This window comes from Exiguobacterium sp. s132 (assembly GCF_018617235.1).
In the GTDB taxonomy this organism is placed as follows: domain Bacteria; phylum Bacillota; class Bacilli; order Exiguobacteriales; family Exiguobacteriaceae; genus Exiguobacterium; species Exiguobacterium profundum.
Genome location: NZ_JACSJU010000001.1, coordinates 1,638,705 through 1,649,932 on the forward strand (window position 1 = coordinate 1,638,705; position 11,228 = coordinate 1,649,932).

The 11,228-nt window shown below is 51.4% G+C and carries 16 protein-coding genes; 7 read left to right on the top strand and 9 right to left on the bottom strand.

What is annotated here, in order from left to right; all coding sequences use genetic code 11:
- Window positions 1-8: 8 nt before the first annotated feature.
- The 6 genes from KNO78_RS08295 to KNO78_RS08320 all read right to left on the bottom strand — a co-directional run bounded on the left by KNO78_RS08295 (window position 9) and on the right by KNO78_RS08320 (window position 5,254).
- Window positions 9-761 carry an iron ABC transporter ATP-binding protein gene (locus KNO78_RS08295; RefSeq protein WP_031422518.1) on the bottom strand — a complete coding sequence of 251 codons (753 nt, stop codon included), beginning with the start codon at window positions 759-761 and terminating at the stop codon, window positions 9-11.
- On the bottom strand, window positions 758-1,816 hold the full coding sequence (locus KNO78_RS08300; protein ID WP_214690530.1) for an iron chelate uptake ABC transporter family permease subunit: 1,059 nt from the start codon (window positions 1,814-1,816) through the stop codon (window positions 758-760). The genes KNO78_RS08295 and KNO78_RS08300 overlap by 4 nt, the downstream gene beginning before the upstream one ends.
- Window positions 1,813-2,817 carry an ABC transporter permease gene (locus KNO78_RS08305; RefSeq protein WP_031422514.1) on the bottom strand — a complete coding sequence of 335 codons (1,005 nt, stop codon included), beginning with the start codon at window positions 2,815-2,817 and terminating at the stop codon, window positions 1,813-1,815. The genes KNO78_RS08300 and KNO78_RS08305 overlap by 4 nt, the downstream gene beginning before the upstream one ends.
- A gap of 9 nt (window positions 2,818-2,826) precedes the next feature.
- On the bottom strand, window positions 2,827-3,837 hold the full coding sequence (locus KNO78_RS08310) for a siderophore ABC transporter substrate-binding protein (protein ID WP_031422513.1): 1,011 nt from the start codon (window positions 3,835-3,837) through the stop codon (window positions 2,827-2,829).
- Window positions 3,838-4,403: 566 nt separating this feature from the next.
- Window positions 4,404-4,691, bottom strand: a complete 288-nt coding sequence (locus KNO78_RS08315; RefSeq protein WP_214690529.1) for a hypothetical protein — start codon at window positions 4,689-4,691, stop codon at window positions 4,404-4,406.
- Window positions 4,688-5,254, bottom strand: coding sequence for a zinc dependent phospholipase C family protein (locus KNO78_RS08320; RefSeq protein WP_214690528.1), 567 nt, complete (start codon window positions 5,252-5,254; stop codon window positions 4,688-4,690). Before KNO78_RS08320 ends, KNO78_RS08315 begins: the two co-directional genes overlap by 4 nt.
- Window positions 5,255-5,369: 115 nt before the next feature.
- On the opposite strand from KNO78_RS08320, the gene KNO78_RS08325 reads away from it, so the two are divergent.
- From KNO78_RS08325 to KNO78_RS08355, 7 genes are all read left to right on the top strand, one after another.
- Entirely contained in the window at window positions 5,370-5,897 is a 528-nt protein-coding gene (locus tag KNO78_RS08325; RefSeq protein ID WP_074035977.1) for a TetR/AcrR family transcriptional regulator, read from the top strand.
- A gap of 1 nt (window position 5,898) precedes the next feature.
- Complete coding sequence (locus KNO78_RS08330; RefSeq protein ID WP_074036309.1) at window positions 5,899-6,207, top strand: DMT family transporter; 309 nt, start codon at window positions 5,899-5,901, stop codon at window positions 6,205-6,207.
- 11 nt (window positions 6,208-6,218) lie between these two features.
- Window positions 6,219-6,551, top strand: a complete 333-nt coding sequence (locus KNO78_RS08335) for a DMT family transporter (protein ID WP_211782353.1) — start codon at window positions 6,219-6,221, stop codon at window positions 6,549-6,551.
- A complete protein-coding gene (locus KNO78_RS08340) occupies window positions 6,548-6,907 on the top strand; it encodes a nuclear transport factor 2 family protein (RefSeq protein ID WP_214690527.1) in 360 nt (119 codons plus the stop codon). The genes KNO78_RS08335 and KNO78_RS08340 overlap by 4 nt, the downstream gene beginning before the upstream one ends.
- A 69-nt stretch (window positions 6,908-6,976) precedes the next feature.
- Window positions 6,977-7,576, top strand: a complete 600-nt coding sequence (locus tag KNO78_RS08345) for a short chain dehydrogenase (protein WP_214690526.1) — start codon at window positions 6,977-6,979, stop codon at window positions 7,574-7,576.
- A 118-nt stretch (window positions 7,577-7,694) separates the two neighbouring features.
- On the top strand, window positions 7,695-8,159 hold the full coding sequence (locus KNO78_RS08350) for a hypothetical protein (protein ID WP_214690525.1): 465 nt from the start codon (window positions 7,695-7,697) through the stop codon (window positions 8,157-8,159).
- 103 nt (window positions 8,160-8,262) lie between these two features.
- A complete protein-coding gene (locus tag KNO78_RS08355) occupies window positions 8,263-8,718 on the top strand; it encodes a hypothetical protein (protein WP_214690524.1) in 456 nt (151 codons plus the stop codon).
- A 70-nt stretch (window positions 8,719-8,788) separates the two neighbouring features.
- Here KNO78_RS08355 and KNO78_RS08360 read toward each other — a convergent pair whose 3' ends face one another.
- From KNO78_RS08360 to KNO78_RS08370, 3 genes are all read right to left on the bottom strand, one after another.
- Complete coding sequence (locus tag KNO78_RS08360; RefSeq protein ID WP_078147521.1) at window positions 8,789-9,550, bottom strand: ABC transporter permease; 762 nt, start codon at window positions 9,548-9,550, stop codon at window positions 8,789-8,791.
- The gene (locus KNO78_RS08365) at window positions 9,550-10,251 is read right to left on the bottom strand and encodes an ABC transporter ATP-binding protein (RefSeq protein ID WP_214690523.1); all 702 of its coding nucleotides are present in this window, start codon (window positions 10,249-10,251) and stop codon (window positions 9,550-9,552) included. The genes KNO78_RS08360 and KNO78_RS08365 overlap by 1 nt, the downstream gene beginning before the upstream one ends.
- A 212-nt stretch (window positions 10,252-10,463) precedes the next feature.
- Window positions 10,464-11,180 (bottom strand): GntR family transcriptional regulator, encoded by a 717-nt coding sequence (locus tag KNO78_RS08370; protein WP_012727186.1) that lies wholly within the window; start codon window positions 11,178-11,180, stop codon window positions 10,464-10,466.
- Window positions 11,181-11,228 lie beyond the last annotated feature (48 nt).

Below are 11,228 nucleotides of genomic sequence, written 5' to 3' on the forward strand. Positions count from 1 at the left end.
CCCTTTCGTTAATACACCGCAATCGGCCCATACGGCCCTTCGATGATTTCCAGTTTCGTCTCAAAAATTTCGGATAAAATCTTCGCGTCCATGATCTCATCGACCGTTCCAAACGCAGCGATCTGTCCGTCTTTCATCGCACAGATGCGGTCCGAGTATTTCGCCGCGAAGTTGATGTCGTGGAGCACCGTGACGATTGTCCGTCCGAACTCGTCGGCGACGTGGCGCAAATACTCCATCATCTGTACCGAACGAGCGATGTCTAAGTTGTTGAGCGGTTCATCGAGGAGGACGTATTCCGTCTCCTGACAGAGCACCATGGCTACATAGGCACGCTGCCTTTGTCCTCCTGAGAGCTCGTCGAGATAGCGGTTCTCGAGCGCGGTCAAGTCGAGGAAGTCGATATATTTCGAGATGATCGCCTCGTCCTCTTTTGTGAGGCGCCCTTTCGAGTAAGGGAAACGTCCGAACCCGGCGAGTTGTCGGACCGTGAGCCGTGTCACGAAGTGGTTCTCTTGACGCAGAATGGTGATGATTTTCGCCAAGTCTTTCGACTTCGTGCTCGACACGTCCATGCCGGCGACTTGGATCTGACCCTCGTCTAAGTTGAGCAACCGTCCGATCATCATTAGTGTCGTCGATTTGCCCGCTCCGTTCGGTCCAATCAATGAAGTGAATCCGGCTTTCGGGATATCGAGCGTGAGCGGTCCAATGTGGACATCGTCTGTATACGATTTTTTGACTTGTTCGATTTGAATCATAGCGACCTCTTCCTTAGAATGACAGCCAAGAAGATGAGTCCGCCGAACAGTTCGATGATGACGGAGACGACACTTGGCGTCTGGAATATGTGATACATAAAGAAATATGCACTCGTCAGGACGAAGAACCCTAGGGCGAACGCCATCGGAAAGACGTACTTATGGTCATACGTCGAGGCGACCTGATAGCTGAGCGTCGCGACTAAGAATCCGAAGAACGTGAGCGGTCCGATGAGCGCAGTCGAGACGGACATGAGGAGTGAGATCAGGACGAGCGTGTAAATGACGCTCCTCCGATGGTTCACCCCGAACGTCGTCGCGACGTCCTTGCCGAGTGCGACGATATTCAATCGATTCGAGAACAGGAACAAGAGTGTCCCGGCGATGACGACGATCGGGATGACGATGGGAAAGTACGCCACGTCGGCATTCGTCACCGAACCGAACAGTCGTGCCTGCAGGATATCGAACTCGGACGGGGCGAGCATGCGGCGCATGAACGACGACACCGAGTTGAGACCCGTCCCGATGATGATCCCGATGAGCAACATGAGCTGCAGGTTGGCGTATTTCCCTGACAAGAGCCATCCGTACAGGAGGAGACTCATCGTCACCATGAGGCCGACCTGTGTCAAGAAGGCGCTTGTCCCCGAGAAACCGATCAACGCCCCTGCCCCGAAGAAGAACACCATGCTCGTCTGAATCGTCGAGTAGAGCGCGTCGAATCCAAGGAGCGATGGCGTGATGATGCGGTTGTTCGTCACGGAGTGGAATGCGACCGTCGCAAGACTTTGACAGAGTGCCGCAATCAGCATCGTGACGATGGCGACGATTCGCCGTTCCACGACCGGCACGAATGACGGAGAGTCTATCGGGACCGGATTGTTATAAAGGAGAAGCCCGAGCGCACACAACAGTCCGCCGAGAATGAAGGCACTTAAGAAGAGCCAATAGCGTCTGCTCGCCCGTTTCGATTGAAACGCCGAGGCGTGACGTTCTTCTCTCAATTCCCCAATCGAGACTTCGACACCGTCTCGTTCCATGACCGTACTCATCGAACCCCTCCCTTCTTCCGTTGTCGCATCAAGATCATGATGAAGACGATTGCCCCGACCGTCCCGAGAATCAGTGAGACCGGGAGTTCGAACGGCATGATGATCGTCCGTGAAATCAAGTCACTGACGAGAATCGCACCCATCCCGACAAGACAGACCCATGGAAGGTTGCTGCGCAAATCATCCCCACGGAACATCGAGACGAGGTTCGGGACGATGAGTCCAAGGAACGGTAAATTCCCGATGACCGTCGCCACGACACCGACCGATAAGGCGATGAGCCCCGTCGCCATCATCATGAGCTGGTTATAGTTCACGCCGAGACTCGTCGCGATGTCTTCACCTAACCCCGCGAGCGTCAAGCGATTCGCCAGTAAGAAGATGAGTACCGTCACGACGATGATGACCCATAGATACTCGTAGCGCCCGATTTGCACCGAGGCGAACGAACCGACGAACCAGCCCTCGATCGCCTGGCTTGCCCGGAAGAACAGACCGAGGAACGTCGAGATGGCGGAGATGACCGCCCCTAACATGAGCCCGATGATTGGCACGATGAGCGATGAACGAAGTTTGACCGAACGTAAGAACCAGAAGAAGACCATCGTCCCGATGAACGAGAAGACGATCGCCCCGGTCATCCGCATCATGAGGCTCGGTGCCGGTACGAGTAAATAAACGGTGAGCAGTCCGAGTCCCGCCCACTCGAGCGTCCCCGTCGTCGTCGGTTCGACGAGACGGTTTTGTGTGATGAGCTGCATGACGAGCCCCGCCATCGCCATCGCTGCACCCGTCAGCATAAGGGCGACCGTCCGTGGGACTCGGGTGATCCAAAACATATCGAAGCCGTCTGTCCGTGACAGATCATACACCCCGGTAAAGAGCGACAGCACCGCCAAACCGAGGACGATGATCACGGTGAACACGAACGACTTCGTCCACAATCTAGAAAAGGAGGGCTGAGACATCGTCTCAACCCTGGCTGTCAATGGTTTTTGCATGACGGAACCTTACTTCGCGAGCGCTTCCGTGACACTGTTGAAGAATTCCGCGTACGTTTGAATCGATTCATTCAAGTACGTGTCTTTCGGGGCATAGACGATTTGCTCTTTCGACACAGCCGTCGTCTTTTGAAGCGCAGGTGCGTTGTCGATTACGTCTTCTGCTGGTACTGCGCCTTCTGCGTCACCGAGTGGTGCGTCACGGTCGAGAACGAACAACCAGTCCGGGTTGCTTTCTGCGATGGCTTCGACGGATACTTCGTCACCTTCGTGGTCACCTGTCTTCTTCTCGACTTCAAGAGCTGGGACCCATCCGAAGATGTCGTACATCGGTCCGAACACGCGTCCCGTTACCGGAGCTGAGAACCCGATGTCTCCACCCGATACGATGACCGACATGATTGTATCTTTTCCGTTGTATGCCGCTTTCGCGTCTTCGATCGACTTGTCGAGGTCAGCGACGATGGCTTCAGCTTCTGTGTTTTTGTCAAAGATTTTTCCGAGTGTGAGCGTCGTGTCTGTCAATCCTTTGACTAAAATCTCACCCGGTGTACCTGAGTCTTCTGGGATCTCGATGTTCAAATCGATGACCGCTGCTTCTGGAACCAACTTTTTAATGTCCTCGTAGTAATCTGCGAAACGTTGACCGACGATGACGACGTCCGGGTCAACTCCCGCAATCGCCTCTAAGTTCGGCTCGAAGTGCATGCCGACGTCCGCGATGTCTTTGTCTGATGCATATGGCGACTCTGCTGGAAGGAGTCCGATTGGTGCCGCCACCAAGTCGATATCCCATGCTGCCAATGTTTCAAACGTCCGGTTATCAAGGGCGACGACCTTCTCCGGGTTGACCGGTACCTCGATTGTGCCATGTGCGTCTGTAATTTCGACCGTCTCTGTCTTTGTTGCGCCGTCGACGTTTTCTTCTTTCTTCGTCTCACTCGTTCCGCCACATGCGGCGAGTACGAAGACGAGCAACGTCAACATGAGTGAAATCTTGAATTTCCCCACTTCATCCATCTCCTCTGTATGTAAGTTTCAATGATCCTCGCACCAAAAAACGAGCCACGTTGGTTATGTATGTCTAGTATCGTATTCTCGTTATCAGTGATAATGATTATCATTGTCGTTTTCATCAAGTAGCATAACAAACAAAAAAAGGATACGCAATGCCAATTTGACAAGATTCGGATAGGAAAATTTTTCTTTCTATAGATGCACGCACAAAAAAAGAAAGTGGGAGGTCCACTTTCTCGGTTGGGTTCATGCGATTTAGTTTAGAGTTCAATCGTTATTGTGCCGTGCCCTCTTTTTACCTCGAAACACAATATAGGTGATGAACCATACACATGTGATTGTGAACGCCAATAATACGGTTTGTGTCATCCCTCTCGGTAGAAGGTCTACCACGAAAAATAAGGATAAGATGACCGAAAAAATGAGATGTCCAAATCGTAAATCATCGTCCAAATCTCGCCAATAGATGATTAAAAGGACGATTGCTATCGGAGCCACGAGGGCTGCTAATATGAAAAATGGTACACGACGCATTAGAAACGGAATGTTCTTAGGTTCATCCATCTATCTCATGCCTCCGAGATTCCGTTCGCCAACAGCAATAAGAAAATCCAAATCGACAACGGGATCATCAACCCGGTTGTCGCAAGAAGTGTGTACATTTTTATGATTCGATCCTTCATGAACAGTCCCCAAATCAACGTGGCGAACAAGGCGATGTCAATCGCGAGATAAACCCAAATGACCGTCATCAATTCGAGATTCGGGAATACCCGACCGTTCAAGGTGAAGAAGGTGATCACCGTCAATAGGAAGAGACCGAGCGTGGCGTAGAGTGGTGCGTATCGCCTCTTCATACGAGCATCGCCCGCTTCCGTTTGACCATCTCCAGGCAGCGGCGGACACACGTATCGACATAGCCATCCAATTGATTAGGGAGGAACATCGTGTATGTCCCCTCCTCCGTCATCGCCGCGTCCCGCTCGACTTTCTCGACCAGTTCAACGAGCTCTGGATTTCCTTTCAAGCGTTCAAAATCGAACGTCCCGAGGCGTTCCGACAGCCGAGCATTGTACGCATCAAAGTCCGCATAATAGGCCGCCTGTTTTGACGGGTCCTGGGTGATGAGCTCTTTCAACCAACCTTTATAGAATCCCTGCAACCAGATCTCATCCGCGACGAGATGCGCGTAATAGCCGAGTCGATACGAGAAGTCTTCCTCCTTGCTGTCAATCCAATATTGGGACAAATCCAAGCGACGAGATAAATCATCATGGCGTCCCGTATAGTAATGGGATGCCTCTTTTTCTGTCGTTGCATCCGGTGCGAGACTTCCGAGCAAAAATGCGACCTCATCAATCTCCGATAACGCTGGTAACATCTCGTTCGCGATGACGAGATGCATCAAATGTGAACCCATGTCACGCCCCCTTTTCCCTGATTATTCCATCAATGTTCTATCTCGACAACCCCTCGCAAATTTTGATAGACTAACTTTACTGAACGGTCAGTTAAGTAAAGAGAGGTGTGATTGGATGAGTAAAAAACAATTGTTGCTACAGACTGCCGCCCAGATGATTCGAGAGGACGGGATCAGTCAGTTGTCGCTCGAACGATTGGCGACGAAAGCAGGAATCACGAAAGCCGGAGTCCTCTATCATTTCGACAATAAGGCCAACTTATTGCGACAGATGAACGAATTCGCCATCGAGACGTTCGAGAAACGAATCACCGCCCATCTATCGGACGGTCCATATTCGTTTACCCGTGCCTATGCGCTGGCGACATTGGATGATGTCGATCACGGAGATATGGACCTCGTCGCCGTCTTTATCTCCTCGCAAGAGGATGCGACGAGCGAGTCGATTTGGAGTGACGTGTCGACCGGTTGGGACGAGCGATTCGCTGTCGACGGGCCGGACCAGGATGCGATTTTAAAACTTCGCCTTCTCTGTGACGGCTTTTGGTTCGCTGTCTTGTATGGGTATAGCGAATCGTTCAAGGACCGTGCGGCGACACTCATTCGGGAAGCATGTGACGAGTTGCTTCAAGGAGGATTGTAATATGGGATTCATCTATTTGATCGGGGCCATCGCCTCGGAACTGTTCGGGTCGAGCATGTTGAAAGTGAACGCCACCTCCACGAGTCGACTCCCGATTCTCGGGGTCGCCTTCGGTTATGGGACGGCGTTTTATCTCTTATCACTTGCCCTCTTCACCATCCCGCTCAGCTTCGCGTATGCGTTTTGGAGCGGGGTCGGGACGGCACTCACGGCAGTGATCGGGTTCGTCGTCTTCCGTGAACAGATCAGTCGTCAAAAAATTGCAGGGATTGGGCTCGTCATCATCGGGCTCGTCTTGATGAAAGTGTGAGGTGAATCGGAATGCAAGCCTATCTTTTACTCTTCTTTTCTATCGGATTTGAGGTACTCGGGACGTCGATGTTGAAACTGTCGGATGGATTCACGAATCTCGTGCCGAGCGCCATTCTGTTGGTCAGTTTCGCCGCGTCGTTCACCCTCATGGGCATCGTGTTGAAGACAATCCCGCTCAGTATCGCCTATAGCATCTGGGCCGGACTCGGGACCGTGGCGACGGGACTCATCGGGGTGTTTGTTTACGGGGAAGTTCTTTCGGCGTTGAACGGAATCGGTCTCTTGTTGATCGTCCTCGGCGTCATCGTGATGAATCAACGGAGAGAGGAAGTCGTGACATGAACGAGTTGGCAGATCACCTTCAAACACTAGAAGAAGCGTTATTGACGACGGAAGTCAGGCAGTCGACAGAGCGATTGCGTGAACTGTTGACCGACGACTTCTTTGAAATCGGTAGCTCGGGACGGTTGTTGTATCAAGACTGGGATCAGACGGCACTCCAGCTCGACCCGATCGAGGCGGTGTTATCCGAATTCACGCTGCATCCGTTGACGGAAGGTCACGTTTTGGTGACGTATCATCTCGTTCAACCGGTATTGAATCGCGAAACACGCCGCAGCTCGATATGGGTATTCGTGGACGGACGTTGGAAGATGCGATTCCATCAAGGCACGGTTGTCCCGCCAGAGGCAACTTGATTGCCGAACGTCCTCGCCATCCGCTACTCTGAAATGGAATCTAAGCGTGACGAAAGGAGCAGTTTCTTTATGAAAATTTTACTCGTTGGGGCAAGCGGTACGGTCGGTCAGGCCGTCGCAAAAGAGTTGGAGAAAACACATACAATCATCCGGGCTGGACGTAACGGGGCGGACGTGCAAGTCGACCTCACTTCCGAAGACAGCATTCGCCACATGTATGAAACGGTCGGTCGGGTCGACGCGGTCATCAGTACGGCGGGTAGCACGCATTTCGGTCCGCTTTCCGAGATGACGCCGGCAGATAATCAGAAGAGTATCGACAGCAAAATCAAAGGACAGGTCAACCTCGTCCTTCTCGGGCTCGATCATGTAAACGATGGTGGTAGCTTCACACTGACGAGCGGAATCTTGATGGACGACCCCATCAAAGAAGGCGCATCGGCGGCACTAGCGAACGGGGCCATCAAAGGATTCGTGACCGGTGCGGCGATTGAGATGCCACGGGGCATCCGCATCAACAACGTCAGCCCGAACGTCCTCGTCGAAGCACTCGATTCGTATGGTCCTTACTTCCGTGGTTACGCGGCAGTACCAGGTGAACGGGTCGCCCTCGCCTACGTGAAGAGCGTCGAAGGCGCGCAGACTGGACAGACGTACGAAGTGTATTAACAATGAAGCATCTCTTCAAGAGGTGCTTTTTTCGTACCTTGCACTTTATTTTGTCTCCCTCGTCCGGAAGATTCCGCTATACTCGGGGCATCTTATGCCCGAGAAAGGTTGAAGTTTCATGAAAGACAAAACGTTTCGCGCCCTTTATCATATCCCTCCTTCTTTCGTCGAACACCCGCTCCAAAAGCGCATCCTTCAGGCGATCGGTCGTCCTCAAGAATCGATGGTCGAGGTCATCTTCCGCGTCGGTGGGTTCGGCACGTATGATGTGAGTACGATCACCTTTTTTGAGAGGGGCACCGTCCTTCGTCACATCGAGCGGTCCGACCGATCGATCACCGAGCCCTTTGAATTCGAATACTATGAGGGCGAGGAAGCGAAACAGATGCGTGTCGCGTTTCACCTGCTTGGAACGAATTGGTGGCCAACCGTATTCGAAGAACTCGAAGGGGTTCGCACTCTAGACGGTACGCAGTGGAGCCTCAGCGTATTCACGAACGGGACACTCATTCACGAGCATCATGGCAGCAACGCCTATCCGTCCGAATGGGAGCACGTGACTCGCCTGTTCGGTATTGAGTAATGAGATTCAAAGAGTATTAAGCAATTTTGATCATATCTTGTATATGAATCATTTTTCAAATGATTCATATACAATGTGGTAAAAAGGAATTGAGGATAAGGTCATGTGGAAAAACAAAAAAGTCATATACATTACTGTCCCCTTCGCTTTTCTTGTACTTTGGATGACATATTCAATCAATCAGCCTCCAAAATGGTTCGGACAATCAACGGATGGTAAATGGGAAGCGGACTTCAATAGTGAAGTGACTTCTCCAAAAGGGTATTGGAGCGGAAAAATCTATTCTGAACAGGACCACCGAGTTGAGGTCCAAACGATTGCTTTGAGTAAAAATGATAGACTCATTCATAATTTAGATGTCAATGAAACCGTAACAAGGAACCAAGAAATTGAGTATCTGTCTACAACAAAAACATTTTCTGATAAACAGGATGAATATGTCGTTCAAGTAACTTGGAAAGACTCTAGTGGCACTTATCAAGATGTAATCCACTTATCCCCTCATACAAGATATTTTGTTTTGCCGAAAGTCTTATTCGGTTCTCACTTGTCTTACTAACTTTTAATACACAAAAAATGGCTGGATGAAGTAAAACTTTCATCCAGCCATTTCTATATCTCTCCTATTTCTATTTCCGATAGGTCAGTCCGATATACTGCATCTTCTCGTTGAACAGACGTGGGTATGCCAGATAGCCGACGAGCGTCGCCGAGATTGAGGCGGTCGTCAAAATCAAGAACAGGATCAAGAGTTGATACAGGACCGCTTCCATCGGATCAGCTCCTCCGATGATGAGACCGCTCATCATCCCCGGTAGTTGGACGAGCCCCATCGTCTTTTGCGCCTCGACAGTCGGAATCATACTCGTGCGAATCGCATTCTTCAAGCTGCGGTCGATGGCCACTTTCGGTGTGCCGCCGAGTGAAAGAATGAGTTCGATGACGTCGTCACTCCGCTCGACCTCGTCTTTGAACTTGTTCAAGAACAGGAGCGACAACACCATGCTGTTCCCGATGACCATCCCGCTGATCGGAATGACCTTTTCCGGCTCAAATGGGATGATACCGAGTCCGAGCATGAGTCCCATCGTCAGCGCTTCGATCGTCACGAGCGTCAAGACGATGATCCACATGATACCCGGAATCCCATCACCTTTCCGTCGGATGTTTTGTGTCGCTGCGACAATCATGAGTAAAATCATCAACAGCATGAAGATCGGACTGTCGCTCTCAAAGACGAACGTCAGGATATAGCCGATGATCAATAGTTGAATGATGGAGCGGACGGTCGCAATGATAATATCACGCTCGAGTCCAAGTCGTAGGACGAGTGTCAAGGCAAGCGGGATGACAACGAAGATGAGCGCCGTCGCGAGTTCAATATATGACATCAATCTTCCCCCCTGACGAATCGTTGGATGACGGGATTGTCCGACTCATCGATGAACGATGCGTCCCCAAATGCAAGTAGTTCCCCGTCCTTCAAGAACCACATGTCGTCACTCACCCGCCGTGCCTGGTCGAGGTCATGGGTGATCCAAATGACGGTCACACCGTATGATTGTTGCAGTTTTCGAATGAGTCGCTCGATCTCTTTCACCGTCCGGTAATCAAGGCTCGCCGTGATCTCATCGAGTAAGAGCACGTCCGGTTTATTGACGAGCGTCCGGGCGATGGCGACCCGACTCCGTTCCCCACCCGATAGTGATTTGACGGGTTGGTCGAGGAGCGCCTCACTCAAGTCGACGCGATGGAGCAATTCGGCAGCCCGATCGCGGTCAAGTGTCTCGTCGAAGATGGCTTTCGGGAGATTCAAATTGTCGTATACGGTCCCTTGAATCATGGGTGCACTTTGGAACGCCATTCCGATTTTCTTTCGTAGCTCGAGGATGTCCATCTCCGCGATGTCTTCCCCTTTAAAAAGAATCGTGCCCGTATCTGGTGACAGCAATCCGTTGATATGCTTCAGACACGTCGTCTTGCCGGCGCCGCTCGGTCCGACGAACGTTGTGATTCGTCCTTCTCGAAACGGCCCGGATACATGGTGCAGGATGTCTTGATGACTCACATCTTTGAATTCAATGATTGACATGCTTCTCTCGCCTCCTGGTTCTAGTGTACAAAAAAGAGAGGATGAGGTGGTCAAGAATGCAGTCTGTAATCGGTTGTTGCGAATATAAGAGATTCGTACTCAGTTTTGTTGAACATAGTCATTCACACTCAAAATGACCATGTTTCTTTTTGTTACAGGTTAAACGAACAAAGCGCCCGACCGTTTCCATACGAAACAGTCGGGCGCTTTTATTAGTTATAATCCCGTTCAATGACGAAGCTCGTCTTGTCCCCGCGGAAGTAGGAGCGTGAGTATTCAATCGCCCGTCCCGACTCATCCTCTGTCACCGTCTCGATATGGAAGCACGGTGATCCGAGTGGACAGTCGAGGAGCGCACTCACCTTCTCATCAGCTAAGGCAATCTCCAATGCCTCCGTCGTCTTCGCGACATGAACGTCATGGACCTCCGCTAGTGTCCGGAAGAGTGAATGCTCCGCCTGTTCTTTCGTGATCCCCGGTGCGATCTGCCACGGGATGAACGAGACCTCATACTGCGTCGGTTCCCCGTCCGCATGACGGATTCGCTCAATCTTTTGAATCGGGGCGTTGTCTTCCGCTTCAAACACCGATGCGATTTGACCGGAAGCCGAGATGACCGAGATGTCGATCAAGGCGACTTGCCCACGTTTCCCTTGAACGGCAAGCTGGGCCGCATAGTTGTTCGGCGTGTACGACAACGTCTGTTGTACTTTCTTCCCGGCGACGAACGTCCCGCGACCTTGTTGACGGACCAGATAGCCTTCCGTCGTCAACTGGTTGAGGGCGCCACGCACCGTCGTCCGGCTCACATCGAACTCCTCGCAAAGCGCGTATTCGGTCGGAAATTTTTCCCCTTCTTTATAGTGCCCACTCTTGATGCGGGACAACAATTCATCCTTGATTGCGGTTTGGAGCGTCGATTGCGACATGCCTCCATCTCCTTTACGTTGGGTTGGTTCCTTTATTGTGATACAGCA

What these genes read in the sequence shown, in the direction of transcription:
- KNO78_RS08320 (WP_214690528.1), bottom strand. Translation starts at nt 5,254, where the DNA reads ATGGGTTCACATTTGATGCATCTCGTCATCGCGAACGAGATGTTACCA.
- KNO78_RS08360 (WP_078147521.1), bottom strand. Translation starts at nt 9,550, where the DNA reads ATGTCATATATTGAACTCGCGACGGCGCTCATCTTCGTTGTCATCCCG.
- KNO78_RS08345 (WP_214690526.1), top strand. Translation starts at nt 6,977, where the DNA reads ATGAAAATTTTACTCGTTGGGGCAAGCGGTACGGTCGGTCAGGCCGTC.
- KNO78_RS08295 (WP_031422518.1), bottom strand. Translation starts at nt 761, where the DNA reads ATGATTCAAATCGAACAAGTCAAAAAATCGTATACAGACGATGTCCAC.
- KNO78_RS08325 (WP_074035977.1), top strand. Translation starts at nt 5,370, where the DNA reads ATGAGTAAAAAACAATTGTTGCTACAGACTGCCGCCCAGATGATTCGA.
- KNO78_RS08355 (WP_214690524.1), top strand. Translation starts at nt 8,263, where the DNA reads ATGTGGAAAAACAAAAAAGTCATATACATTACTGTCCCCTTCGCTTTT.
- KNO78_RS08340 (WP_214690527.1), top strand. Translation starts at nt 6,548, where the DNA reads ATGAACGAGTTGGCAGATCACCTTCAAACACTAGAAGAAGCGTTATTG.
- KNO78_RS08370 (WP_012727186.1), bottom strand. Translation starts at nt 11,180, where the DNA reads ATGTCGCAATCGACGCTCCAAACCGCAATCAAGGATGAATTGTTGTCC.
- KNO78_RS08330 (WP_074036309.1), top strand. Translation starts at nt 5,899, where the DNA reads ATGGGATTCATCTATTTGATCGGGGCCATCGCCTCGGAACTGTTCGGG.
- KNO78_RS08315 (WP_214690529.1), bottom strand. Translation starts at nt 4,691, where the DNA reads ATGAAGAGGCGATACGCACCACTCTACGCCACGCTCGGTCTCTTCCTA.
- KNO78_RS08350 (WP_214690525.1), top strand. Translation starts at nt 7,695, where the DNA reads ATGAAAGACAAAACGTTTCGCGCCCTTTATCATATCCCTCCTTCTTTC.
- KNO78_RS08335 (WP_211782353.1), top strand. Translation starts at nt 6,219, where the DNA reads ATGCAAGCCTATCTTTTACTCTTCTTTTCTATCGGATTTGAGGTACTC.
- KNO78_RS08365 (WP_214690523.1), bottom strand. Translation starts at nt 10,251, where the DNA reads ATGTCAATCATTGAATTCAAAGATGTGAGTCATCAAGACATCCTGCAC.
- KNO78_RS08310 (WP_031422513.1), bottom strand. Translation starts at nt 3,837, where the DNA reads ATGGATGAAGTGGGGAAATTCAAGATTTCACTCATGTTGACGTTGCTC.
- KNO78_RS08305 (WP_031422514.1), bottom strand. Translation starts at nt 2,817, where the DNA reads ATGCAAAAACCATTGACAGCCAGGGTTGAGACGATGTCTCAGCCCTCC.
- KNO78_RS08300 (WP_214690530.1), bottom strand. Translation starts at nt 1,816, where the DNA reads ATGAGTACGGTCATGGAACGAGACGGTGTCGAAGTCTCGATTGGGGAA.